The following is a 24,782-nucleotide window of genomic DNA, read 5'->3' on the forward strand; positions in this document are numbered from 1 at the left end:
TTTTCCCTGTTTCGGCGGGCTTGGCGTTTTTGATTTGTCAGTCGTTCAGCTTCATTTTTACGGTATTTTTTCGAGGTATTTTTCAGATACCGCAAAAGATACCGTAAATTTTAGGTTACTTCAATTAAGCTGAATTAGACGGGATTAGATGATAAATAGATGCCGAAACCAGCGGAAAGCCTTGTATTTCTTGGCTTTGGTTTACGGCGTTAGACTGTGATAGACAAAAAAATAACCGCTCTAAAAGCGGTTTTGGTGCCCAGGGTCGGACTCGAACCGACACACCTTGCGGCGGGGGATTTTGAGTCCCCTGCGTCTACCAATTTCGCCACCTGGGCTGGTGAAGAAGTCGCTATTATAGCGGCGTATTCGGGCTTGTAAAGCAAAATCTTGCTTTGTTTGCAGATATATTGCTTATATTTTTGATTTTTAAGAACATTAAATTTATTTTATTTTGTTCCCGACGCATCCTACTCTTTCCACTTATATCAAACATCATTCATTTTCAGCCGAAAAACGGCATAAACCGCTATATTAAATGTTGCAAACGCGCTAAGATGACGGCGTTCGTTTCATTTTTTATTTTCAGACGACGTTCACACACCATATTTGCATTGGAGAATTTTTATGATGCCTACTGCAATCCGTACCGCCATTTTGGGCGCATTCGCCCTTGCCGCACTTGCTGCCTGCAAACCTGAAGCCAAAGCGCCGGAACAAAATCCTGCGACTGCTTCAGCCGCTTCTTCAACAGCGTCTGCCCCAGCTGCAACGCCTGCTTCTTCTCCTGAAACGACCTCGCTTAATGCTGCTGCCGCTCCCAAACCGCAAGGTCCGGGAACGGATATGCGTAAAGAAGACATCGGCGGCGATTTCACGCTGACCGACGGCGACGGCAAGCCGTTCAGCTTAAGCGACCTGAAAGGCAAAGTCGTGATCCTGTCCTTCGGCTATACACACTGCCCCGACGTTTGTCCGACCGAATTGCTGACTTACAGCGACACATTGAAACAGTTGGGCGATCAGGCGAAAGATGTGAAAGTAGTGTTCGTCAGCATCGACCCCGAGCGCGACACGCCTGAAGTCATCGGCAAATACGTCAAACAGTTCAATCCTGAATTTATCGGCTTGACTCCGACAGGCGACCAAAGCCTGCCGATTATCAAACAGCAATACCGCGTAGTTTCCGCCAAAGTGGTTCAGAAGGAAGACAGCGAGAACTATCTGGTTGACCACTCTTCCGGCGCGTATCTGATTGATAAAAACGGCGAAGTGGCGATTTTCTCGCCTTACGGCAGCGAGCCGGCGACCATTGCCGCCGACATCAAAAAACTGCTTTGATCCACATGGGGTCGTCTGAATGCCGTTCGCAGTTTTCAGACGACCTTTTTCCCATCTGAAACATATAGTGGATTAACAAAAATCAGGACAAGGCGACGAAGCCGCAGACAGTACAGATAGTACGGAACCGATTCACTTGGTGCTTCAGCACCTTAGAGAATCGTTCTCTTTGAGCTAAGGCGAGGCAACGCCGTACTGGTTTACAGTTAATCCACTATACAACAGAGAAAGTCAGGCTGCCTGCTTGGTACGGGTTCAAAGTCTGACGGCACACAACAACAATGACTGAAAACACACTGACCATCGCACTGTCCAAAGGACGCATCTTTGAAGAAACGCTGCCGCTTTTGGCGGCGGCGGGCATTGTTCCCGCCGAAGCGCCCGAGAAATCGCGCAAGCTGATTATCGGCACCAACCATGAAAACATCCGCCTCGTCATCGTCCGAGCCACCGACGTGCCGACTTACGTCCAATACGGCGCGGCAGACTTCGGCATTGCGGGCAAAGATGTTTTAATCGAACACGGCGGCAGCGGGCTTTACCAGCCGCTGGATTTGCACATCGCCGAATGCCGCATGATGGTCGCCGTCCGCAAAGGGTTCGACTACGCCGCCGCCTCGCAGCCCGGCAGCCGCCTGCGTATTGCGACGAAATACCCCAACATCGCCGCCGAGCATTTTGCCGGCAAAGGCGTACACGTCGACATCATCAAACTCTACGGCTCGATGGAGCTTGCGCCGCTGGTCGGCCTGAGCGACGCCATCGTCGATTTGGTCTCTACCGGCAACACGCTTAAGGCAAACGGTTTGGAAGCGGTCGAACACGTTGTCGATATTTCCAGCCGTCTGGTGGTCAACAAAGCCGCATTGAAAACGAAACACGCGCTACTGGAGCCGATTATTCAGGCGTTTGGCAGCGCAGTGAAGGCGGGGTGAATGTTCCTTTGAATGAAGATGCGTTTTCAGACGACCCTATCCGTTCCCGCCGATAGGTCGTCTGAAAATATCACCGGCAGTAAACTGTATAGGAGAAGTTAAAATGGTTGCAAAAATAAAAAATTTCTCAGATTCAACCCTTTCCGTTTTGAATAACGGCGAGCGTCGGTTTTACGTCTATTGTCTGACCGACCTGAAATAAAGACAAAATCCTCTACATCGGCAAAGGCTGCGACAACCGCATCTTCGAGCATGAACAAGCCGCCCGTTCGCAAGACGGCGAATTCGGCGATATTGACGTACCGGAACGCAAAGCCATCGCCAAATGCAAAAAACTCGGCCGCCATATCATCAGCTACCATTTGACCGAAGCCGAAGCGCAAGCCGCCGAAACTGCCCTGATTCATTTCGTCAAATCCGTTGTCGATAAAAAGTTCAAAAACAAATCAGCCGGATGCGGCGCAGGCGGCATCAGCGCGGAAGAACTCGACGAACGCTTCAAATTCACGCCCTGCCCACTCGACGAATTCAACCCCGACGGACTCGTTCTCGCCGTCAAAATCCAAGACGCTTTGGACTTGGATACCGACGAAGAAGCGGACTACCGCTTCGACAACCAAGACGATGCCAATCTCAAATCGCGCACGCTAGGCAACTGGGTTGTCGGCAAAGACGCAGCCTCCAAAGTGAAATACGTTATCGGCATTCACGCGGATCTGCAAAACGCTGTGGTCAGCGCGTATGAAGTGGACGGTTTTGAAACAATGGCTGAAGAAACCAAAAACGGCAGAACACAAACCCGTTACCGTTTCCGCACTACCTCTCGTAGCGAAGATGTATTAGCCAAACTCGGTCTGCAACAAAAATGCCTGCCCGAATTGAAGTTTGGCAGCGGGGGCGAAAAGGCGTATATCAGACCTAAAACAGAGACAGAAACTCAACAAGAGAATATTCAGACGACCCCCCAGTCCAAAAATAAAAAAGGAGAAACCCAAATCATGAAAAAACTCAATACCCAATCCCCCTCTTTCCAAGTCGAACTCAAAGCCCTGCTGGCTTTTGAGACCGCGCAGAATCCCGAAATCGACCGCATCGTCGCCGACATCTGCGCCGACGTGCAAAAGCGTGGCGATGCGGCGCTCATCGAATACACCAACCGCTTCGACGGCACGTCCGCCCAAACCATAGCCGACCTGATTCTGACGCAAGACGACTTACAGGCCGCGTTTGAGCGGTTGCAGCCCGAAATTCAAACCGCCTTGAAAACCGCCGCAGCACGGGTCGAAAGCTACCACCAACGCCAAAAAATGGAATCGTGGACGTATGAAGACGAAGACGGCACGCTGTTGGGACAACAAATTACACCACTTGACCGCGTCGGCATTTACGTCCCAGGTGGCAAAGCGGCGTATCCGAGTTCCGTCATCATGAACGCCATGCCCGCCCATGTTGCAGGTGTGAAAGAAATCATCATGGTTGTCCCCACACCCAAAGGCGAACGCAACGACATCGTGCTTGCCGCTGCCTTCGTCGCAGGTGTCACCAAAGTCTTTACCGTCGGCGGCGCGCAGGCGGTTGCCGCCCTCGCCTACGGCACCGAATCCGTACCGCAGGTCGATAAAATCACCGGCCCGGGCAACGCCTTCGTCGCCGCCGCCAAACGCCGCGTGTTCGGCGTAGTCGGCATCGACATGGTGGCGGGTCCGTCTGAAATCCTCGTCATCGCCGACGGCACCACGCCCGCCGACTGGGTGGCGATGGATTTGTTCAGCCAAGCCGAACACGACGAAATCGCCCAAGCCATCCTTATCGGCACGTCGCAGACCTACCTCGACGAAGTTCAAGCCGCCATGAACCGCCTGATCGAAACCATGCCCCGCCGCGACATCATCGAAGCCTCACTCGGCAACAGGGGCGCGATGATACTCGCCAAAGACTTGGACGAAGCCTGCGAAATCGCCAACTACATTTCCCCCGAACACTTGGAATTGTCGGTAGAAAACCCGCAGGAATGGGCGAAAAAAATCCGCCACGCCGGCGCGATTTTCATGGGACGCTACACCAGCGAAAGCCTCGGCGACTACTGCGCCGGCCCCAACCACGTCCTGCCCACCAGCCGCACCGCCCGCTTCTCCTCGCCGCTGGGCACTTACGACTTCCAAAAACGCTCCAGCCTGATCCAAGTCTCTGAACAAGGCGCGCAGAAACTGGGTAAAATCGCCAGCGTGTTGGCACACGGCGAAAGCCTGACCGCCCACGCGCGCGCGGCGGAATTCAGGTTGAAAGACTGATTCGGTCGAACCCGCCATCCATCAAAAAGCAAAGGTCGTCTGAAAACTGAACTGGCCCCCAAATCTTGGACACTCATAAAAGCCTATTCAGGCGCTCTGTGCAAGCTGGGTTCTGTATGCGACAGGACTCGGCTTTTTCAATTTCAAACTGCAACGCTCCCGGTTGTAGTAATCCATATAGTCATCTATCTGCTTCATCAATTCATCTACCGTCAATTCACCTGCGTTATAGAAACACTCCGTCTTCAACACCGCAAAGAAGCTTTCCATCGGCGCATTGTCCCAACAGTTCGCCTTTCGCGACATGCTTTGAACCATGGAATGCTCCGCAAGCAATTCCCTATACCCCGCCGTACGGTACAGCACCCCTTGGTCCGAATGAAGCATCGTTCCTTTAGCAGTCAGACGGGGGGCGGCTTTTTCGAGCATTTCCTTCACCATTTCGCTGTCGGCTCTGCGGCTCATGGCGTAGGCGACGATCTCGCGGTTGAACAAGTCCAAGATTGGCGAGAGGTACAGTTTGCCGTCCTTCCCTTTGAGTTCGGCCACGTCGGTCAGCCATTTTTCGTTAGGCTTTTCAGCTTTGAATAGGCGTTTGAGGAGGTGTTCCGATATTTCGCCCATGGCGGGATGGCGGTAGGCTTTTTTCGCCCGTATTTTGGCTTTCAGCCCCATCTGTTTCATCAACCGAGCTGCTTTTTTGCGGTTCCAACCCAATGCTGCGGCAATGCGCCTTTGCCCGTAGCGTCCTTTATGCCGCCGGTAGGTTTCGACAAGGAGGGCTTTGTCGGCTGCGTCGGGGTCGGGTCGGTCTTGGTGGTGGTAGTAAAAGCTGCTTTTGGGCAGGTTTGCGATGTGCGGCAGGTATTTGAGCGGATGTTGCGCCCTCAGTGTTTGGACGGTTTGGCTTTGTCCTTTTCGGTCTGCTTTTGGCTGAGGGCTTTTAACTCCTTTAGGTAGGCAACCTCTGCGCGCATATAGCACAACTCTTCGATAAGCTCTGCCTGTGTTTTTTCGTTGTCGGGTTTGTCGGCGATGAAGGGGTTTTTGCGGTGTTCGGTCATGGTTTTGGATTGGGGATGTTCGAGTGCGCCGATACCGCCTTCCTGATAGGCGCGTATCCATCGCCGCAGGTGGGTTCGGGAGATGCCGTAATGATCTGCGGTACGCTGTTGGCTGCGTATGTGCAGGTAGTGGAGTACGGCTTGGTATTTGAAGTGTAATGTATATTTGCTCATAAAAAAACTGCACCTTGTGAGTTGGAGGGGATGTCCAACTTTTGGGGTGCAGTTCAAACCTGTTTTTAGGATTTTCAGACGACCTTTCTATGCCCCCATCAAATCGAATATTCAATCAACTCGTTCTGCGAGAACACATAAACCTGTTTCGGCACCAATGCCAACTCCTGCCCTACAGACAAGTCCAGCCTTGACGCATCGCTGCCTGCCAGCGTGATATGTACGTCTTGTTTGCCGTGTTTCACCAAAACGTGCGTCAGTGCGCCGACGGCGTGGATTTTTTCGATTTCGGCGCGGATCATCGGGGTTTCGTGTTCGGCGGCGATCTGCCATTCGTGCGGGCGGATGTAGCCGGTGGCGGTTTGTTCCTGCCATTTGTAGTGCGCGTCCAATTTCCACGCGAAGCCGTTGTAGTGCCAGATGCCTTTTTCGATTCTGCCTTCGAAGGCGTCGGTTTCGCCGAGAAATTCGGTTACGAAGGCGTTTTCGGGTTTGCGGTAGATGGCTTCGGCGCTGCCGGTTTGTTCGATTTTGCCGTGGTTCATGACGACGATTTCGTCGGAAACTTCGAGGGCTTCTTCTTGGTCGTGTGTCACCAGAATGCTGGTTACGCCCAAGTTGTGATGGATGTCGCGCAGCCAAGTACGCAATTCTTTGCGTACTTTGGCATCCAGCGCGCCGAAGGGTTCGTCCAAAAGCAGGAGTTTGGGTTCGACGGCGAGGGCGCGGGCGAGGGCGATGCGTTGGCGTTGGCCGCCGGAGAGCTGGTGCGGATAGGATTTGGCGAGGTGGGAGAGCTGCACGAGTTTGAGCAGTTCTTCGACTTTGGTGCGGATTTGTTCTTTGGAAGGGCGTTCGGACTTAGGCAATACGGTCAAACCGAAGGCGACGTTGTCAAACACGTTCATGTGGCGGAACAGGGCGTAGTGTTGGAATACGAAACCGACTTTGCGCTCGCGCACATGCTTGGCGGTTACGTCTTGCCCGTCAAAGAGAATATTGCCGCCGTCGGCGTTTTCCAGTCCGGCGATGATGCGCAGGAGCGTGGTTTTGCCGCAGCCGGAAGGACCGAGCAGGGAAACGAGTTTGCCGGTGGGGACGTTGAGGTTGATGTTTTTCAGCGCGTGGAACGCTCCGAAGTATTTGTTTAGGTTTTGGATGGTGATGCTCATGCTGCGTTCCTTTCGGCGGCGGCGAGTTTTTTGTCTTGTAATTTTGTGATGATGTTCTGCACCGCCAGCGTCGCCAGTGCTAAAAGTGCCAATACGCCGGAGAGGGCGAATGCGCCGGTGAAGTTGTATTCGTTGTAGAAGATTTCGACCAAAAGCGGGATGGTGTTGGTTTCGCCGCGGATATGCCCCGATACTACGCTGACCGCGCCGAATTCGCCCATCGCGCGGGCGTTGGTGAGGATGATGCCGTAGAGCAGCGCCCATTTGATGTTGGGCAGGGTAACGCGCCAAAACATCTGCCAGCCGCTGGCGCCGAGAATCAGCGCGGCTTGTTCTTCGCTGTCGCCCTGCGCCTGCATCAGCGGGATAATTTCGCGTGCGACAAAGGGGAAGGTAACGAACAGCGTCGCCAAAATAATGCCGGGGATGGCGAAGATAATCTGTATGCCTTGCGCTTCCAGCCAGCCGCCCAATGCTGTGTGCGCGCCGAACAATAAGACGAACATCAAACCGGCAACCACAGGCGATACGGAAAACGGCAAATCGAGCAGGGTGGTTAGCAATTGCTTGCCGCGAAAGTCGAAACGGGTCAGCAGCCACGCCATCGCCACACCCAAGACGGCATTGACGGGAACGACCACCGCAGCGGTAATCAGGGTGAGTTTGATTGCCGCCCACGCTTCGGGATCGGTAATAGATTTCAGGTACAAATCCCAACCGCCTTTCAGCGCCTCGTAAAACACGGCGACAAGCGGTACGACCAGCATCAGCAGCAGGAACCCCAGCGCGACGGCGGTTAGCAGCACGCGCAGCCAGCGCGGTTCGGTCAGGTTGGGATTGGCGGAATAGGGTTTCATGGCGGTGGTGTTCTCTGGTTGGTTTTAAGATGTTTGAGGGTCGTCTGAAAAGGGATTGAGAGGTTTTAGCTTTTGTAGTAGGTCGGATTCTTGAATCCGACAAGGTTGCTGAATCGCAAATGTTTGTCGGATACAAGTATCCGACCTACGAATTCTGTGTTTTGGGGAGCGGATTCGTTTTCAGACGACCTTTTATCTTTTATGTTAAAAGGGAAATAAAAAAGTCTAGCTACCGTCATTCCCGCGCAAGCGGGAATCCATTGGTGAATTTCGGCTGCCTTATTGATTTTCTGTTTTCCTGTTGCCTTGCAGTGGAATTCCCGCCTGCGCGGGAATGACGGTAACAGGTATTTCAGACGATTTTTTAAGGTAGGTCGGATTCTTGAATCCGACAAAATATCCGGTGGTTCCGTTGTTTCAGTTTCAGTATTAAAACGTCGGATTCAAGAAACCGACCTACATTTTTCAGACGACCTCAACCCTTCACCCCCGAACGCCTGCTCAACGCCCACTGCATCACGTTCAGCGCAAACAGAATCACAAACGAAACCAGCAGCATAAACAACGCCACCGCCGACGCGCCCTGTACGTCGAACTGTTCCAGCTTGCCCGTAATAATCAGCGGCAGGATTTCGGAAACCATCGGAATGTTGCCCGCGATAAAAATCACCGAGCCGTATTCCCCCGTTGCCCGCGCGAACATCATGCCCGCGCCGGTTAAGAGTGCAGGCGTGATTTCCGGCAACAGTACGCGGCGGAACGTCGTGAAGCGGTTTGCGCCCAAAGTTGCCGCCGCTTCCTCATATTCGCCCGACAATTCCTCCAATACCGGCTGCACGGCGCGGACGATAAAGGGCAGGCTGACGACAACCAACGCAATCCAAATGCCGACGGGCGTAAACGCGATTTTGATGCCCAAAGGCTCGAAAAAACGGCCTATCCAACCGTTGGGCGCATACAGGGTCGCCAACGCGATACCCGTAACCGCCGTCGGCAGCGCAAACGGCAAATCCACCAGCGCGTTCACCAGCCCCTTGCCCGGGAATTCATAGCGCACCAACACCCACGCCACCAACGTGCCGAACACGACATTGGTCAGCATCGCATAAAACGACATCCGCAGACTCAGCCACACCGCCGCCAACACGTTCGGCTCGGCAATCGTGTTCCAAAAGCCGCTCCAGCCGATTTCCGCCGCCTTCGCCGCCATCATCGCAAACGGCAAAACCACCAGAAGCGACAGGCACAATACGGTCAGGCCGAGGCTGATTTTGAAGCCGGGCAGTACGCTGGGCGTTTTGAGTAATAACATGGTCGGTCGGAAGGGAAAAAGAAGATGCTGCCACTTTAACGGGGTCGTCTGAAAAACGGAAAGAATGGTTTGTTTCCGGCAAAGAAAAATTGGTTATAAGTATTGCGTGAAACAAGGCCGAAAACTGTACATCCGCCCGCGCGGGGTGTATGCTTCGAATACATTCATACAATATCAATCTTTACCACAAACCTTAAACGTCGTCTGAAAACGACTAAATTCAGGAATACCGCCATGACCGATTTGACCGTTTGGGAAGTTTCCCCCGTAAATACCGTGATAGACCATGTCATCAGCCGCTATCACAATACCCACCGCGCACAACTTGAAGAGCTTGTCCCCTTGGCGCACAAAATCGCCTCAACCTCGCCCGACGGCTTCCCCGCCGAACTGCCGGAACTGCTCGAATACATCCAAAACGAGCTGCTGATGCACATGATGAAGGAAGAACGTATGTTGTTCCCGATGGCAAAACAAAGCTTAGGCAGCCGTGCCGCCATGCCGGTTAATGTCATGATGCACGAACACGAAGAACACGACCGTGCACTGGCGCAGTTGAAAACCCTGACCAATCATTTCACTCCGCCGCAAAACGCCGATAAAGACCAGCAAAGGTTGTACGCGTTGGCACAAGAACTGTCGGACGATTTGGAAGAACATATCCACTTGGAGAACGAAATCCTGTTCCCACGCATCTTGGCTTCATAAAAAATATCGGCGGCTGTCTAGCTGCCGATATTTTTTACCTATGCCACTCTATAATATATGATTGTTTTATATGGATATTCAACCCATGAGGATTATCTTATGAAACCTATTGCCGCCGCTTTATCGCTATCCGCCTTCATCCTGACCGCCTGCACCGCAGACTCGCCCCGCATGTCGGTAGGCCTCGGATTGGGAACAGGTATAGGCAACCATATCGGATTAGGTACCTCTGTCAATATCCCCGTCGGCATCGGCATCGGCAAAAGAGAAAACCTCCCCCCCTAAAAACAACGGCGGCATCCATATTATCGAGGAACAAATCGTTACTTATTTTGACGCTCAGGGGAACCCTGCCGACAGTCCAGTCAAAGGCGGTTACTATCGGCAATTAATCAGCAGGCACAATCATGAATATCTGGTACAGGATTTCTACAGCGACAACAGCAGGAAACGCACCGACCCCTATCCCCTGCCCCGCGAACGGCTGCTACAATTCCGCGCCACACCGTATGACGGTTCATTAACCGTATATGCCTACAACGGCAACGTCATGCGGCAGCAGGTATTTAAAAACGGAAAATTGATCAGCACAAAATATTAATGTGATAAAGTCAAAATAATATACTTACCATTCAAATATTTGAAATGCTGCCGTTTCGTCAGTTAAAATTTTAGTTGACACTTTTTTTCAGGGCTATATAATACGCCCCATTCCCCGATAGCTCAGTCGGTAGAGCGACGGACTGTTAATCCGCAGGTCCCTGGTTCGAGCCCAGGTCGGGGAGCCAAATTTAAAAAGCCTGAACAATTTGTTCAGGCTTTTTTGCATATACATATTGTGTTCAATCGGTGGAAAATAAAAGTCCTCCTATCGTATAAAGCATTAAGATTTGCCTGATTGCTCCTTTCAGACGACCTTCCTATAATCTGTTTTTCTTTTTTTATAAAGAGGCAATAAATCATGAATATTACCGAAATCGTCCGCCAACGATACAGCACCAAGTCTTTCGACCCGTCCAAAAAAATCGCAGCCGAAGACTTCGCCCATATCGAAGCTGCCCTGCGCAACAGCCCCTCCAGCGTCAATATGCAGCCGTGGCACTTCATCATCGCCGATGACGAAGCAGGCAAAGCGCGCATTGCCAAAGCTACTGAAAAACTCCCTTACAACGCCCCAAAAATTACCCATGCTTCTCATGTCGTCGTCTTCGCCGCCCGTGTTTGCGCTGACGATGATTATGTCGCCGCCGTATTGGCGCAAGAAGACAAAGACGGACGCTTCGCTACGGAAGAAGCCAAGCAGGCAGGCGACTCTACCCGCCGCCTGTTCTTGGGCATCCACCGCAACCAAATCCAGGATGAAGAGCAATGGCTTGCCAAACAAGTCTATCTCAACATGGGTTTCACCCTGCTCGCCGCTGTCGCATCAGACATCGACGCCGTGCCGATGGAAGGCGTGGATTTGCAGGTTTTAAACGAGGAATTCGGCTTGACCGAAAAAGGCTACAAAGCCGTCGCCGTCGTCTCTTTCGGCTACCGTGCCGCGGACGATTTCAACGCCGCGCTGCCCAAATCGCGTTTTGAAAACGAAGTCATCTTCACCAAAATCTGAAAAAACTGATGAAACGGCAATAGGTCGTCTGAAACCTTCAAATAGAGGGTTTCAGACGACCTTTTTGCGTCATCACATCCTGTTTCGGTATAATTCGCGTTCCAATATCCGGCTGAAAGCCGTTCAGACCTGCCCGTGAATACATCATCGAAATCTTCCCTACCTTATCTTGCCTCGTGCGCCAGCCTGATTTTTCTGATCCTGCTTTCCCTGTCTTGGGAATTGTGGATTGCGCCTTTGCGCAACGGCGGTTCATGGCTTGCCCTCAAAGCCCTGCCTTTATGCCTGCCGCTGAGCGGCATACTCAAGGGCCGTATTTATACTTATCAATACAGCTCCATGCTGATTCTGATTTATTTTGCCGAGGCGGTCATGCGCCTGTTTGACGCTTCGCCTGCCGAACGTCTGTGCGCCGCATTGTCGCTTATCTCCTGCATAATTTTCTTTATCGCCTGCCTCGCATTTATCAAACAACATAAAAAAGAGGGGAAATGATGTTTGCCCGTACCGCATATCATATTAAGAATGAATGGAATGTCCGCCTGCTGCCTTTATGGATTTGTTTTATCTGGGTTTGCGCCGTCCCTTTCCTGTCGATTTACCGCGTAGGCCCGCTGCCGAGCTTCTACCTTGAAGCCGGGTCCCTCTTGGGTGCGACAATTTTAGTTTTGGTTTCGGCATATAAAGGCCTGCTCAATATCCGCCTGCCTTATGTATCTGTCGGACTGTTGCTGATGGCGGCATATTGGGCGATACAGCCACGGACAATGGGTTTGCTGTATCCAGGAATGAGCGACTTGGCGGCATGGACTTTCGTCATCCTCGCCCTATCTGCCTGGGCCTGCCGCGGCTGGATTTCCGCTTACGGGCAGGACCGAGTTGTTACCGTATTCGCATGGTCGTTGTTTTTTGGTGCAGCTGCACAGGCTGTCGTGGCGTTTATGCAGTTCAAAGGATGGTCGGACATTTCCCTGTTTCACGGCATATTGGCTTACGGCGGCGGAACGGTAAACGGCCAGCTCGGACAACGCAACCATCTGGGCCATTATCTGATGTGGGGCGTACTTGCCGCATCCTATTTGTGGGCAACGCGGAAAATGCCCGACTGGCTGGGATTGGTTTGCGTATTTCTGCTGACTGCCGTCTTGGGTTTGGTCAACTCGCGCACTATCTTGGGCTATATCATCGCCATCGTATTGATTCTGCCTTTTTGGTACTGGCGGGCAGGCCGCGAATCGGCACGCTTAATTAAAATCTTCTTTTTCGCAGCGGTATTGGCTGCGGTTTTCCAGTTCGGCATGGGGACATTGCTTGATTTACTGGGCAACAGCCGTTACGAAACCGCCATAGAACGCGCCGGTCATAGCGATTTTGAAGGTTCTGCGCGCCAAATCGAATGGCGGAATGCTTGGACCGCCTTTACCCGCTCCCCAATCTTCGGACACGGCTGGAACAGCTTCGGCAGCCTGAGTTTTCTATTAAATGCGGAAAAACAGTACTTTGCCAATAACATCCTCGGCGTTTTGTTCACCCACTGCCACAACCTTATCCTGCAAATCCTTGCCGAAATGGGGCTGACAGGTGCATTATTGAGCGCGGGAACCATGCTGGCTGGCGTTTGGCGTTTGATTACCCGTCCGTCCAATCCTGCCAACCTGTTCCTACTGACCGCTGCAAGCGTAACCATGTGCCACAGCATGCTCGAATACCCACTTTGGTACATCTACTTCCTAACCCCGTTCGCCCTCATGCTTTCGCTCTCAAGCGCGCGTTATGAAGATGTATCCGACGGAATCAAACAAGCCCGCCGCCGCAATTTGACAGGCGGTATCGCCGCATTGGCCATTATCGGCGGCACGCTGCACTTAGGCTGGAACTACACCGACCTGACCGCTTACAGCCGTCAACCCAAAACCGACGACCCGTCTCAAGTCAACGCCAAAATTTCCGGACTGCGCCGCATTTCCGAAACCAGCCCCATGCTGGCCTATTATGCCGACCTGAGCCTGACCCGCCGTGCCGATCCGTCCGATGAAAAAGTCCAACCTTGGGCGCAAAAAGCGGCATTCGACGCACTCACCTACCGCCCTTACAGCAACGCCTACCAAGTCGGGCTTTACCTCTACCGTCAAGGTAAAACCAAAGAAGGCGCGCAATGGATGCAAGACATGTATTATTACTATCCTTACACGATGCCGTTTTACACCGGCAAAATCCGCAGCAGAAAGGAATTCGAACCGCTTCTGCCCCAAATTTTGGAAGACTGCCGCAATTTCCTGAAATCGCCAAAACACAAAACCGCCAAACCTTGCGCGGCGGAGATACCGGCACCGTAAACAACCAAGGTCGTCTGAAACGTTTTCAGACGACCTTAAACCCCTCTCTCTCCGTTACTATTCCATCTCTAAAACAGATGCGGTAAAACAACCGTCATCAGCCAATAAGCCCATATTCTATCGATCCAAATAAAAATACCTGTACCGATATTCACGCGCAGGTATTTTCCATTTCAATCCACTATATAATCCCGTTTATTATCCACCGCCCTACCCCCGCCATGTTCTACCTCTACCAATCCAACCGCCTCGAATCGCTAGCCGCCCTGTTTGCCGAAATCCAAAGGGTCAGGCCGCTTGAGTCTGCTTTGGCGGCGGAACAGATTGTGGTGCAGAGTCAGGGGATGCGGCGTTATTTGAGCGTGTATCTGGCGCGCGAACTGGGGGTGGCGGCGAATTTGCAATTCAGCCTGCCGGCAGGTTTGACGTGGCAGTTGATGCAGAAGCTGATTCCCGATATTCCCGCGCTCAGTCCGTTTTCGCCGGAGGTAATGCGCTGGCGGCTTTTGGATTTGTTCCGCAGCGAGCGTTTTCAGACGACCTCTGAATTTGAAAACGTCCGCTCTGTCTTGCAAAGCTATTTGGGCAGCGGCGAGTCGGCGGATTATCAGTTGGCGGGGCAGTTGGCGGATATTTTCGACCAGTATCTAGTGTACCGGCCGCAGTGGATTGATGCCTGGCAGGAAGGCAAATTTCTGGGGCTGGGCGAGGACGAGGTTTGGCAGGCGCAGCTTTGGCGGTATTTGGACGACGGCAACCAATCTGCGCCGCACCGTGTGGCGCTGTGGGAAAAGCTGCTGTCGTCTTTGGATAAGGCGCACCTGCCCGAACGGTTTTTCGTGTTCGGTATTTCGGCGATGGCGCCGATGTATTTGCAGCTTTTGCAGAAAATTTCGGAACATTGCGATGTGTTTGTGTTCGCGCTCAATCCGAGCGGCCAGTATTGGGGCAATGTGATTGAGGCTGCGCAGCTTTTGAAGGGCGGCGACGATGCGGATTTGTCGCAGACGGGGCATCCGCTCTTGGCGTCGTTGGGCAAGCAGGGGCGTGATTTTTTTGATTTTCTGACGGAAATCGGCTTGGAGGAGCAACCTGTGTTTGAAGAAGTTTCAGACGACACGCTGCTGCACTGCCTGCAAAACGACATTCAAAACCTGCGGATGCCGTCTGAACACAGCCGCGCAGATTTGCTGGACGACGGCTCCGTCCGTATCGTGTCGGCACACAGCCCCTTGCGCGAATTGCAGATTTTGAAAGACAAGCTGTTGCGGATTTTGCACGAACATCCCGACTGGCAGCTGCACGATATTGCCGTTTTGACGCCGAACATCGAGCCGTACAGCCCGTTTATCGAAGCGGTGTTCGGGCAGGCGCAGGGCGGGGCGCAGGCTTTGCCGTATTCGGTTTCGGACGTGAAACTCAGCCGCCGCCAGCCGCTGCTTTACGCGCTGGAGCAGACGCTGGATTTGCTGGAAAGCCGGTTTGAAGTCGATAAAGTGCTGCCGCTGTTAGAAAGCGGTTTGGTGCTGCGCCGTTTCGGGCTGACGGCGGACGATTTGCCGCTGCTACACGACACCATTACCGAATTGAACGTGCATTGGGGGTTGGACGGAACAATGCGCGGCGCGGCGGACAATCTGTTCACTTGGCAGCAGGCGTTGGAACGCATCGTGTTGGGCTGGATGCTGCCCGACGACGGCAGCCCGCTCTGGCAAAACGTCAGCGCGTGGTACGGCGATGTCAACCGCCTCGATGCGTTCGGCCGCTTTGCCGCCTTCATCCGCACGCTGTCCCGCCTCGCTGCCGAGTGGCGCAAACCCGCAGCAGCGGAAGAATGGACGGAACGCTGCCGCGATCTGGTGCAGTCGTTGTTCCTGCCCGATGCCGACGACCAATACGCCTTGCAGCAGTTTGAGCAGGCGTTGGCAAAATGGCAGGAAGAAACCGCGTTGGCAGGCTTTCGCGGCACTTTGCCGCAACATACCGTCATCCGCCACCTCCGCCGCTTTTTAGGCAGCGAAAGTCAGGCGGGCTTCCTGCGCGGCGGCATCACCTTTTGCAGCATGGTGCCGATGAGGAGCCTGCCGTTTAAAGTCATCTGCCTGTTGGGGCTAAACGACGGCGATTTCCCACGCAACACCAAAGCCGCCGTGTTCGACCTGATTGCCAAACACCCACAAAAAGGCGACCGCGCCCGCCGCGACGACGACCGCTACCTCTTCCTCGAAGCCATCATCAGCGCGCGCGACATCCTTTATCTCTCCTACGTCGGCCGCAGCATCCGCAACGACGACGAACTCGCCCCGTCCGCCCTTGTCAGCGAACTCATCGACACCATCGCCGCCATGACCGGACGGCGCAGCAAAGAACTGGCGGAACACTGGGTCGAGCAACATCCCTTGCAACCGTTCTCCCACCGCTATTTCATCGCAGACAACATTTCAGACGACCTCTTCAGTACGCGGCAAGACTACGCCGAAGCTCTCAACCGTCCGCGCGAACAGGCGCGTCCGTTTTTCAGCGAAGCCCTCGAAGAAAACAGCCCCGCACCGACCGTCTGGCAGGACGACTTTATCCGCTTCTGGAAAAATCCCGTCAAAGCATGGCTGCAACAAACCCTAGGCTGGCGCGAACCCTACCGCGACGAAGCATGGGAATCCGCCGAACCCTTCGAGCCGCAACGCGCCGACAAAATCGCCGCCGCCTACCTTGACGCCCGCCGCCACAACCAAGACTTTCAAGAAACCGCCGTCCGCCTCGATGCCGAAAGCCTGTTACCCGCCGGTGAATTGGGTAAATTGTGGCAGCAGAATTTCCAAGCCGCCGCCAAACGCATAGACGGCGCATTGCTGCAAAGCCCGAAACTGCCGCCCTTCGCCTACGAAATCCCGTTCGACGGGCAAACCCTGCAAGGCAGCCTCGGCAACCTGTACCAATGCGGCCAAGTGTTCTACCTCGACCGCAAACCCAACGCCCCGCAACGCATCGCCATTTTGCTCGAACATTTAATCTTTTGCGCGGTAGGGTCGTCTGAAACCGAAACCCGCCAAACCCATATCGTTCAGCCTGAAGAAACAACGCTTTATCCCGCAATCTCCAGCAGCCACGCGCAAGAAATGTTGCAAAAATGGCTGACGTTCTTCAACCTCGGACAAACGCGCCCGCTGCCTTTCTTCGCCAAAACCAGCCTCGCCGCCGCCGAAGCCTACGGCAAAAAACAGAGCTGGGAAGATGCCCTGAACAAAGCCAAGGAAAGCTATCACGGCAACAAAGTCAGCAAAGGGCAAAAAGACTATACCGAAGTCGCTTTAGTGTTCGGTAACGAAGATACCGAGCCGGTGGAAGGGGCGTTGTTCCAAAGATTGGTGGAAGAGCTGTTGATACCGCTGCTGGACGCGGTCAAGGAAGAATCGTCCGATGCGGCATAGAAGCCGCAAATCGGAAGAGGTCGTCTGAAAACATGAATTCATCGTTTCAGACGACCTCTTCCCCGGCAAACCTGTTTTTAAAACCCCTCACTTCCGCCGTCATTCACCAAACTGAAATCCATTGGAAATTCGAAAAGGCAGATATTTCAAAAACAGTTGCCGAAATACAACCGAAACCTTTGCAAAAAATCCCTTTTCCCCAGCAACCGAAAACCCATGTTTGGGTTTCGGCTGTCAGGGAAAGAAGAATTTTGCAAAGATCGGCCTTTGCTTCAACTGAATTCAAACCCTTCTATATTGACTTTATATTTTACATTTCACGTTTTTTGCCGGTTTCATTTTAAACCGACGGCCCAATTCACATATTGCAATCAAATTTTCTTCTTTCGTCTGTTTAAATCCAATTAAATCTTCCCTCTTCCCTGCTAATCAAATTCAAATTCAGACCAGCTTTATCTTTTCAGCCATATTTATCATATGCGTTTGAGTTATCTCCTAAAACAAGAATCTGCTTTATTCTTTAATAAATGAAATTCATTATCAAAATATTTGTAAAGTTTAATAATATGTTATAAAGTAACGGACTTCGTTTCTGAGGTAACTATTATGAATCCGAATTTCAAATTAAACCTACTGACATTATCTTTACTGGCTATAACAAGTATCGCACACGCAGAAGACGAGGTTTCAACTCAAGAGCTTGATGAAATTCAAGTCAAAGGCAAATACATTGCCAAAGAGAAAAAAGTTTTTACCGAAGGCCAAGCCAAAAGTTCGCGTGAACGCGTTTATCAATCCAGCGAAAACATCGATGCCATCGTGCGGAGCATGCCCGGCGTTTTCACCCAACAAGACAAGGGATCGGGGGTATTGGCGGTCAATATCCGTGGTGATAGCGGTTTGGGACGCGTCAATACGATGGTTGACGGCGTCACCCAAACCTTCTATTCCACTTCTGCCGATGCCGGACGCAGCGGCAGCTCTTCGCAATTCGGTACGGCACTGGATCCCAATTTTATTGCCGGTGTGGATGTAACCAAAGGCAGTTTCTCGGGTGCCAACGGCATCAATACCTTATCCGGTACAGCCAATTTCCGTACTTTACGGGTGGACGATGTAGTACACGGAAACAATACCTTCGGCCTTTTAACCAAAGGATTGACCGGCACAAACAGCACAAAAAGCAATTTTATGGCAACCGGAGCGGTACAAAAATGGTTTGACAGCGGTGCGCGCCTTGGCGCGTTATATGGTTACAGCCACCGTAATGTCGAGCAAAACTATAAAGTAGGCGGCGGCGGTCAGCGTATCGGCAATTTTGGCGAAGAATATTTGGACCGTAAAAAACAAGAATATTTTGAAAGCAACTTATTGAAATTCGACCAAGGGCAAAATCGTTGGGTTCGCGACTTTTCTAAGCGCAACGCAGTCGGTAAAAGCTATTGGGACTACCCTTTCTCCAGAAAATATAACGATCCTGAGGTTTTGCAAAAAGATTATGTTGATGATTTGGAAAGAAGCTGGAAAGAGAATTTGGCACCGCAATGGGATCTGACGCCTATCGACCCTACCAGCCTGCAACAACGCTCAAACAGTCATTTGGTCAAAGTGGAATACGAAAACGACAACAACAAGCTGGATCTTCAGCTTCGTACCATGAACAACCGTATCGGCAGCCGCAAAGTAGAAAATCGCAGCTACCAAGCCAATTACAATTTAAACATTGGCGATTATGTCGATTTAAACGTATTGGCCGCCCATAATCTGGGAAAACAAAAATATCCGAAAAACTCACGTTTTTCGGGATGGGGGCTGCTGGATTATTTGGAAACCAAAAACACAGCCAATCTTTTGGATATCAACAACCGCTTCTCTTTCAACCTTCCCAACAAAACAGATTTAAAAGCCACCGTCGGTTTCAATTTCTTTAAAAACCAATACAGTAAAAACCGCTTTCCGGAAGAGCTGAGCCTGTTTTACGACGGTCCCGACCAAGATGCCGGCCTGTACAGCTTTTTAGGCCGCTTCAAAGGCGACAAAGGAATATTTCCTCAAAAATCAACCATATTACAACCTTCAGGCCAGCAAAAATTCAATACGTTCTATTTTGATACTTCCTTGAAAAAAGGCATTTATCAATTGAATTACAGCACCAATATGGTCAACTACCGCTACAAAGGCGAATATACCGACTACTTCAATACCCAAGAAGACTTTAAAAAAGCATTTGGAGAAGATTCTGAAATTTATAAACAGCATTGCACGCCAAGCTGCGACCTTTACGAACCGGTTTATACCAAATCCGGTAAAAAGCATGCGGTAAACCATTCGTTAGCATTAAACATCAATGTCAACGACTACTTTATGCCGTTTATCAGCTATTCGCGTACGCATAGAATGCCAAATATTCAAGAAATGTATTTTTCACAAATCGGCGACTCGGGCGTCAATACCGCCCTTAAGCCGGAACAGGCCAATACTTACCAAATAGGCTTCAATACCTTCAAAAAAGGGATTTTCAAGCCGGATGATGTATTGGGTTTCAAACTGGTCGCCTATCGCAGCAGGATAAACAACTATATTCACAATGTTTATGGCAAATGGTGGGATTTGGATAAAGCACCCAGCTGGGTAACCAGTACCGGCCTGCAATACTCTATCCAGCATCGAAACTATGCCAAACCTGTCCATAAAAATGGTTTGGAAGTGGAAATGAACTATGATTTTGGCCGCTTTTTTTCAACCCTGTCTTACGCATATCAAAAAACCAACCAGCCGACCAATTATAGCGATGCCAGCGAATCGCCCCGTAATTCTTCTAAAGAAGACCAAATCAAACAAGGTTACGGCTTAAGCAAAATTTCCCGCCTGCCCCGAGATTACGGGCGGTTTGAATTGGGTTCCCGCTGGTTAGGCAACAAATTGACCATCGGCGGCATTATGCGCTATTACGGCAAAAGTACACGGGCGACGACTGAGGAAGAATTTGTTGACGGTACAACCGGTGCCAACACCTACTCTTCACACCAAATGGGCAGAAGGGCGATCAAAAAAACAGAAAGCATCAACAGACAGCCGCTGATTTTTGATTTCTATGCCAATTACGAACCGAAGAAAAACCTTATCCTTCGTTTCGACATTCAAAACGCGTTCAATAAGCGCTATATCGATCCTTTGGATGCCGCAAACGATGCCGCAACTCAGCGCTATTTCAGCGTATTTGAAAGAAAAGGCGGTTTAGATGACGAAGAAGTCGAATGTGATGCCAACGGTTTATGCAATGGCAAATATGGCGGCACGACTCGCTCCGTCCTGAATAACTATGCGCGTGGCAGGACTTTGCTGTTTACCATCAGTTATAAGTTCTAAACCTAACCGTCAGCATTCTTAGTACTGTGCTGATTAAAAAGCCGACAAACATAATGTTTGCCGGCTTTTTTAATATATTCTCAAAGTTCTCAATCTGCGACCTTTACAAAAATGGTCCGTTACCGAAATTTGACGCATAAAAACGCGCCAAAAAAATTTTCAATTGACTAAACTGATATTGAGAAAAAAGTGGAAGAAATCAGGGAGGTTCTTCATTTTTAAAATGGCATTAGCATAAAATTTTAATAACTCATGTTATTGCCAAGGTCTCCGCATATAAAAAGGTCGTCTGAAAAGATGTGTTTCAGACGACCTTTTTAACTCTTGTAACTTATTTGTTGTGTTGACGGAAATACGCCCACTCTTCCACAACAATACCGTCAGGCAGATGGCACATTCCATACTCTCCGCCATCCTTGTCTTTTTTGATTTCCAACTTACCGCCCTGCTTCACGCAAAATTCTGAAGCCGGATTGGGCATACCGGTCATCGGTACACTTTCTGTCTCAAGAATATTGCAAGCTGCCAAAGTAGTTGCAGCCGCGAGGCTTAAAATAATCGGCTTAATCATATGTTTTCCTTTTACTATCCCAATATCTCTATTGATTGGATGCTCGGTTTTCAGACGACCTCTAAAACAGTTTGAAAACACTCATCAATTTAAAATATCAGCGTTTGTTTTGGTGATAAATAGGCATAACTTCCGGCAACATCCTTCGTATTGCTTCGATACGGGTATTGTTGGCGGGATGGGTTGACAAGATGGCAACCTGACTGCCGCCTTGCACCCTATTCATTTTCTCCCACACGCTGATTGCCGCCTGCGGATTGTAACCTGCCTGAGCCATCAGGCGGACGCCTCCCGCATCTGCCTCGCTTTCCTGATGACGCGAAAAAGGTTTGGTTGCCAATAAATCTGTTCCAACGCCGACCAAATTTCCGTCCAAACCGACGGCACCTGCCAAAATAGAACCGCCCAAGCCGGTCAATACCTGACCTCCGATGGCTTTTTTGCTGTGTTCGAGCAGGGCATGGGTCATTTCGTGCCCGATGACTGCGGCGATTTCATCATCCGTCAGTTGCAAGCGTTCGACCATGCCGGTATATACCGCCATTTTTCCGCCCGGCATCGCCCAAGCATTCAAATCGTTGCTGCGGATAACGTTCATCTGCCAATTAAAAGGCATACCGGTACGGTTGGCGCGGTTGGCATACGGAACCAGTCGGGAAAACACCCGATGAACACGCTGCGCCGTCGGAGAGCTGACATCCAGCGCATTCTGGCTGCGCGCTTTTTGTACAACCTGCGTATAGTTTCGCTCGGCTCCCTCATTCAAAGCAGCCGTATCGTATCCGACCATATCGGCGACAGAAGTACAACCCGCCAATGCTGCAACCCCGAGCCATAATCCGTACTTTTTACTGATTTTGTTCATTTCAAAAATTCCTTGATGCCCGACAAAAAACAAAACCGTACAAAACGCCTTCCGTTTTCACCTACTGACCATAAAATAAAATGCCGCCTGATTTTCAGACGGCATAACAAGTATTTTAAGAGCGGCGCTGCAACATCCAAGATTCGATCTTACGCGCGTCGTTTACGCGGGTTGTCGAAGTCGGCGAGTTCAGCAATACGATGGTAATCGGCTGGTTTTGGACGTTTGCCTTAACCACCATCGAGCGACCTGCTTCGCGGATATAACCGGTTTTCTGAAGCTCGATATTCCAGCTGCCTTCGCGGACGAGGGCGTTGGAGTTTTTATAGTTTTGGCGGCCGTTTGCCGTCCAAACCGAGCCGGAGTTAGAGGTTGAATTTTTGCGGATAAGCGGATATTTGCTTGCCGCGGCAACCATGCGGTTCAAATCGTTGGCGGTTGAAACGTTTTGGAAATTCAAGCCGGTAGGTTCGTAGAAGCGGCTGTTGTGCATACCCAGGCTTTGCGCTTTGGCATTCATGGCAGCAACAAACGCCGACATACCGCCCGGATAGGTGCGGCCCAGCGCGTGGGTCGCGCGGTTTTCGCTGCTCATCAGGCTCAGGTGCAACAATTCGCCGCGTGTCAGCGTCGTGCCGATGGCAAGGCGGCTGCCTGTACCTTTCAGACGGTCGATTTCATCAGCAGTAATGGTAATGGGCTCGTTCATATCCAAACGTGCGTCCAAAACGACCATTGCGCTCATCAGTTTGGAAATGGACGCAATCGGCATCACGCGGTCTGCGTTTTTCTGATACAGGATTTCGCCTGTTTTGTTGTTAAAAATCAAAGCAGCCTGCGATGTCAAAAGCGGCCCCGCCATCATCGCCTGAGCCTCGATTTTTTGTGCGTGGCTTAATGCGAAAGCTTCCATCGGGTCATTTTGGGTTGGAAAATTCTGTTCCAAAAATTGACCCAAAACGTCCATATCGTCTGCAGCAGCAGGGGCGGCGGCAACCGTCAAAGCCATACCCAAACAGGCTGCACTCAGTGTTTTATAAAATTTCATAACCGACATATTTCAACCAGTAGAATTTAAGACAAATGAATTATTAAAGAAGATATTTTGCTTAAAATACAATAAAATGTAAAGTTTAATATGGTTTTTTTGCGTTTGTTTGCATCTTTTTCCCAAATTGGAAACAATCTTAAGGATGGGAAATCGTTGCGTGTTGCCAAGCGTCGAAGGGTCGTCTGAAAACCTTACGCCAAAGCGCTTGCCATACGGTATTTGATAAACCTTAAGATACTGATTATACTTACCGACTTTGCCGAAAACCGTTCCCGCAACATTCGGATAACGGTTTGCCGATATTGCTTGAAAACAGAAGATAAATTATGACTGAAGAAAAACGCTCCTGCTCGTTTTGCGGAAAATCCGAGCATGAAGTCAAGAACCTGATTGAAGGCGAAAACGCTTTTATCTGTAACGAATGTGTAGAAACTTGCGGCGTCATGCTGCAAAGTTCAGACGACCTCTCTGAAGAAAAATCTGCAACGGATGCGTCCCATCCAAACAACAAACTGCCCACGCCTGCCGAAATCGTCGCCAACCTCAACGATCACGTTATCGGACAGGAACAAGCCAAGAAAGCCTTGGCGGTTTCGGTGTACAACCATTACAAACGCCTGCGCCACCCTAAAGCCAACGGCAATGTCGAGTTGTCGAAATCCAACATCCTGCTTATCGGTCCGACCGGTTCGGGTAAAACGCTGTTGGCACAGTCTTTGGCGCGCAAACTGGATGTGCCGTTCGTCATGGCGGACGCGACCACGCTGACCGAAGCGGGTTACGTCGGTGAAGACGTCGAGCAAATCATCACCAAGCTCTTGGGTAAATGCGATTTCGATGTCGAAAAAGCCCAACGCGGCATCGTTTATATTGACGAAATCGACAAAATCTCCCGTAAAAGCGACAACCCGTCGATTACCCGCGACGTATCCGGTGAAGGCGTACAACAAGCCTTGCTGAAACTGATTGAAGGTACGGTTGCCAGCGTTCCGCCCCAAGGCGGCCGCAAACATCCGAATCAGGAATTTATCAACGTCGATACCACCAACATCCTGTTTATCTGCGGCGGCGCGTTTGCGGGCTTGGAAAAAGTGATCCGTCAGCGTACTGAAAAAGGCGGTATTGGTTTCGGTGCGTCCGTTCACAGCAAGGACGAAAATGCCGACATTACCGGATTGTTTGAAATCGTTGAGCCTGAAGACTTGATTAAATTCGGTCTGATTCCCGAGTTAATCGGCCGTCTGCCCGTTATCGCCACGTTGGCGGAATTGGACGAAGACGCATTGGTGAACATCCTGACCGAGCCGAAAAATGCCTTGGTGAAACAATATCAAACCCTGTTCGGCATGGAAAACGTCCAATTGGAATTTGAAGAAGAAGCCTTGCGCAGCATCGCCCGTCAGGCAATGGAACGTAAAACCGGCGCGCGCGGCCTGCGCTCCATCGTTGAACGCTGCCTGTTGGATACCATGTATCAACTGCCCGATTTGAAAGGTGTAACCAAAGTTGTCATCGATAAAGACGTGATTGAGAAAGGCAAACAGCCCAAGCTTCTGCGCGAAGACGGGAGCGAATATCAGGCAAACGCCCGGTAAAAGAACGGATTGGCAATACCGATAAAATATGAAAGGTCGTCTGAAACCCTGTTTTCAGACGACCTCTTTTGTTTTTTCAAGATAATTCGTTTCAATAGCAA

At 51.0% G+C, this 24,782-nt stretch carries 20 protein-coding genes, 2 tRNA genes and 1 pseudogene; 14 read left to right on the top strand and 9 right to left on the bottom strand.

The window, feature by feature from the left end; translation table 11 throughout:
* Positions 1-253: 253 nt before the first annotated feature.
* A tRNA-Leu gene (locus tag DBY90_RS10095) sits at positions 254-338 on the bottom strand.
* Positions 339-627: 289 nt separating this feature from the next.
* Between DBY90_RS10095 and DBY90_RS10105 the strand changes: the two genes are divergently transcribed.
* The 4 genes and pseudogenes from DBY90_RS10105 to hisD all read left to right on the top strand — a co-directional run bounded on the left by DBY90_RS10105 (position 628) and on the right by hisD (position 4,567).
* Entirely contained in the window at positions 628-1,341 is a 714-nt protein-coding gene (locus DBY90_RS10105) for an SCO family protein (RefSeq protein ID WP_083286670.1), read from the top strand.
* Positions 1,342-1,622: 281 nt separating this feature from the next.
* A complete protein-coding gene (gene hisG / locus DBY90_RS10110) occupies positions 1,623-2,276 on the top strand; it encodes an ATP phosphoribosyltransferase (RefSeq protein ID WP_016688026.1) in 654 nt (217 codons plus the stop codon).
* A 103-nt stretch (positions 2,277-2,379) separates the two neighbouring features.
* A pseudogene (locus tag DBY90_RS10115) lies at positions 2,380-3,278 on the top strand (endonuclease).
* The gene (gene hisD, locus DBY90_RS10120; RefSeq protein WP_070490813.1) at positions 3,275-4,567 is read left to right on the top strand and encodes a histidinol dehydrogenase; all 1,293 of its coding nucleotides are present in this window, start codon (positions 3,275-3,277) and stop codon (positions 4,565-4,567) included. The pseudogene DBY90_RS10115 and the gene hisD overlap by 4 nt, the downstream one beginning before the upstream one ends.
* Positions 4,568-4,654: 87 nt before the next feature.
* Here hisD and DBY90_RS10125 read toward each other — a convergent pair whose 3' ends face one another.
* From DBY90_RS10125 to cysT, 5 genes are all read right to left on the bottom strand, one after another.
* On the bottom strand, positions 4,655-5,551 hold the full coding sequence (locus tag DBY90_RS10125) for an IS3 family transposase (protein ID WP_107987120.1): 897 nt from the start codon (positions 5,549-5,551) through the stop codon (positions 4,655-4,657).
* On the bottom strand, positions 5,455-5,805 hold the full coding sequence (locus DBY90_RS10130) for a helix-turn-helix domain-containing protein (protein ID WP_234405135.1): 351 nt from the start codon (positions 5,803-5,805) through the stop codon (positions 5,455-5,457). Before DBY90_RS10130 ends, DBY90_RS10125 begins: the two co-directional genes overlap by 97 nt.
* A gap of 98 nt (positions 5,806-5,903) precedes the next feature.
* Entirely contained in the window at positions 5,904-6,977 is a 1,074-nt protein-coding gene (locus DBY90_RS10135) for a sulfate/molybdate ABC transporter ATP-binding protein (RefSeq protein WP_070492599.1), read from the bottom strand.
* Complete coding sequence (cysW, locus tag DBY90_RS10140; RefSeq protein ID WP_070492600.1) at positions 6,974-7,834, bottom strand: sulfate ABC transporter permease subunit CysW; 861 nt, start codon at positions 7,832-7,834, stop codon at positions 6,974-6,976. Before cysW ends, DBY90_RS10135 begins: the two co-directional genes overlap by 4 nt.
* 475 nt (positions 7,835-8,309) lie before the next feature.
* The gene (cysT, locus tag DBY90_RS10150) at positions 8,310-9,146 is read right to left on the bottom strand and encodes a sulfate ABC transporter permease subunit CysT (RefSeq protein WP_070492601.1); all 837 of its coding nucleotides are present in this window, start codon (positions 9,144-9,146) and stop codon (positions 8,310-8,312) included.
* Positions 9,147-9,380: 234 nt separating this feature from the next.
* Between cysT and DBY90_RS10155 the strand changes: the two genes are divergently transcribed.
* The 9 genes from DBY90_RS10155 (at position 9,381) to DBY90_RS10195 (ending at position 20,599) form a co-directional block, all read left to right on the top strand.
* Positions 9,381-9,854 (top strand): hemerythrin domain-containing protein, encoded by a 474-nt coding sequence (locus tag DBY90_RS10155; protein ID WP_003743546.1) that lies wholly within the window; start codon positions 9,381-9,383, stop codon positions 9,852-9,854.
* Positions 9,855-9,953: 99 nt separating this feature from the next.
* Entirely contained in the window at positions 9,954-10,139 is a 186-nt protein-coding gene (locus DBY90_RS13405) for a hypothetical protein (RefSeq protein ID WP_234405136.1), read from the top strand.
* Positions 10,140-10,566: 427 nt separating this feature from the next.
* Positions 10,567-10,642 (top strand) — tRNA-Asn (locus DBY90_RS10165).
* A 173-nt stretch (positions 10,643-10,815) separates the two neighbouring features.
* The gene (gene nfsB, locus DBY90_RS10170) at positions 10,816-11,466 is read left to right on the top strand and encodes an oxygen-insensitive NAD(P)H nitroreductase (RefSeq protein WP_070492602.1); all 651 of its coding nucleotides are present in this window, start codon (positions 10,816-10,818) and stop codon (positions 11,464-11,466) included.
* Positions 11,467-11,601: 135 nt separating this feature from the next.
* Positions 11,602-11,961: a DUF2069 domain-containing protein gene (locus DBY90_RS10175; RefSeq protein WP_003743538.1), complete on the top strand. Its 360-nt coding sequence runs from the start codon at positions 11,602-11,604 to the stop codon at positions 11,959-11,961.
* Complete coding sequence (locus tag DBY90_RS10180; protein ID WP_083286753.1) at positions 11,961-13,802, top strand: PglL family O-oligosaccharyltransferase; 1,842 nt, start codon at positions 11,961-11,963, stop codon at positions 13,800-13,802. Before DBY90_RS10175 ends, DBY90_RS10180 begins: the two co-directional genes overlap by 1 nt.
* 221 nt (positions 13,803-14,023) lie before the next feature.
* Positions 14,024-17,230, top strand: a complete 3,207-nt coding sequence (recC, locus tag DBY90_RS10185) for an exodeoxyribonuclease V subunit gamma (RefSeq protein WP_107987124.1) — start codon at positions 14,024-14,026, stop codon at positions 17,228-17,230.
* Between the two features lie 32 nt (positions 17,231-17,262).
* Positions 17,263-17,574, top strand: coding sequence for a hypothetical protein (locus DBY90_RS10190; RefSeq protein WP_070492605.1), 312 nt, complete (start codon positions 17,263-17,265; stop codon positions 17,572-17,574).
* A gap of 262 nt (positions 17,575-17,836) precedes the next feature.
* Positions 17,837-20,599 carry a TonB-dependent receptor domain-containing protein gene (locus tag DBY90_RS10195; RefSeq protein ID WP_080613856.1) on the top strand — a complete coding sequence of 921 codons (2,763 nt, stop codon included), beginning with the start codon at positions 17,837-17,839 and terminating at the stop codon, positions 20,597-20,599.
* Between the two features lie 331 nt (positions 20,600-20,930).
* Here the strand turns inward: DBY90_RS10195 and DBY90_RS10200 are convergent, their stop codons facing one another.
* From DBY90_RS10200 to DBY90_RS10210, 3 genes are all read right to left on the bottom strand, one after another.
* Positions 20,931-21,170: a putative hemolysin gene (locus tag DBY90_RS10200; RefSeq protein WP_070492607.1), complete on the bottom strand. Its 240-nt coding sequence runs from the start codon at positions 21,168-21,170 to the stop codon at positions 20,931-20,933.
* Between the two features lie 97 nt (positions 21,171-21,267).
* Positions 21,268-22,035 carry a M48 family metallopeptidase gene (locus DBY90_RS10205; protein ID WP_107987126.1) on the bottom strand — a complete coding sequence of 256 codons (768 nt, stop codon included), beginning with the start codon at positions 22,033-22,035 and terminating at the stop codon, positions 21,268-21,270.
* Positions 22,036-22,150: 115 nt separating this feature from the next.
* Positions 22,151-23,044, bottom strand: coding sequence for a serine hydrolase (locus tag DBY90_RS10210; RefSeq protein ID WP_411713482.1), 894 nt, complete (start codon positions 23,042-23,044; stop codon positions 22,151-22,153).
* 368 nt (positions 23,045-23,412) lie between these two features.
* Between DBY90_RS10210 and clpX the strand changes: the two genes are divergently transcribed.
* A complete protein-coding gene (gene clpX, locus DBY90_RS10215) occupies positions 23,413-24,681 on the top strand; it encodes an ATP-dependent Clp protease ATP-binding subunit ClpX (RefSeq protein ID WP_070492610.1) in 1,269 nt (422 codons plus the stop codon).
* Positions 24,682-24,782: the final 101 nt, after the last annotated feature.

The sequence above is a fragment of the Neisseria mucosa genome (assembly GCF_003044445.1).
Classification (GTDB): Bacteria; Pseudomonadota; Gammaproteobacteria; order Burkholderiales; family Neisseriaceae; genus Neisseria; species Neisseria mucosa_A.

Coding starts and splice junctions, on each gene's coding strand:
- DBY90_RS10105 (WP_083286670.1), top strand. CDS start 628: ATGATGCCTACTGCAATCCGTACCGCCATTTTGGGCGCATTCGCCCTT.
- hisG (WP_016688026.1), top strand. CDS start 1,623: ATGACTGAAAACACACTGACCATCGCACTGTCCAAAGGACGCATCTTT.
- hisD (WP_070490813.1), top strand. CDS start 3,275: ATGAAAAAACTCAATACCCAATCCCCCTCTTTCCAAGTCGAACTCAAA.
- DBY90_RS10130 (WP_234405135.1), bottom strand. CDS start 5,805: ATGAGCAAATATACATTACACTTCAAATACCAAGCCGTACTCCACTAC.
- DBY90_RS10135 (WP_070492599.1), bottom strand. CDS start 6,977: ATGAGCATCACCATCCAAAACCTAAACAAATACTTCGGAGCGTTCCAC.
- cysW (WP_070492600.1), bottom strand. CDS start 7,834: ATGAAACCCTATTCCGCCAATCCCAACCTGACCGAACCGCGCTGGCTG.
- cysT (WP_070492601.1), bottom strand. CDS start 9,146: ATGTTATTACTCAAAACGCCCAGCGTACTGCCCGGCTTCAAAATCAGC.
- DBY90_RS10155 (WP_003743546.1), top strand. CDS start 9,381: ATGACCGATTTGACCGTTTGGGAAGTTTCCCCCGTAAATACCGTGATA.
- DBY90_RS13405 (WP_234405136.1), top strand. CDS start 9,954: ATGAAACCTATTGCCGCCGCTTTATCGCTATCCGCCTTCATCCTGACC.
- nfsB (WP_070492602.1), top strand. CDS start 10,816: ATGAATATTACCGAAATCGTCCGCCAACGATACAGCACCAAGTCTTTC.
- DBY90_RS10180 (WP_083286753.1), top strand. CDS start 11,961: ATGTTTGCCCGTACCGCATATCATATTAAGAATGAATGGAATGTCCGC.
- recC (WP_107987124.1), top strand. CDS start 14,024: ATGTTCTACCTCTACCAATCCAACCGCCTCGAATCGCTAGCCGCCCTG.
- DBY90_RS10190 (WP_070492605.1), top strand. CDS start 17,263: ATGAATTCATCGTTTCAGACGACCTCTTCCCCGGCAAACCTGTTTTTA.
- DBY90_RS10195 (WP_080613856.1), top strand. CDS start 17,837: ATGAATCCGAATTTCAAATTAAACCTACTGACATTATCTTTACTGGCT.
- DBY90_RS10200 (WP_070492607.1), bottom strand. CDS start 21,170: ATGATTAAGCCGATTATTTTAAGCCTCGCGGCTGCAACTACTTTGGCA.
- DBY90_RS10205 (WP_107987126.1), bottom strand. CDS start 22,035: ATGAACAAAATCAGTAAAAAGTACGGATTATGGCTCGGGGTTGCAGCA.
- DBY90_RS10210 (WP_411713482.1), bottom strand. CDS start 23,044: ATGGCTTTGACGGTTGCCGCCGCCCCTGCTGCTGCAGACGATATGGAC.
- clpX (WP_070492610.1), top strand. CDS start 23,413: ATGACTGAAGAAAAACGCTCCTGCTCGTTTTGCGGAAAATCCGAGCAT.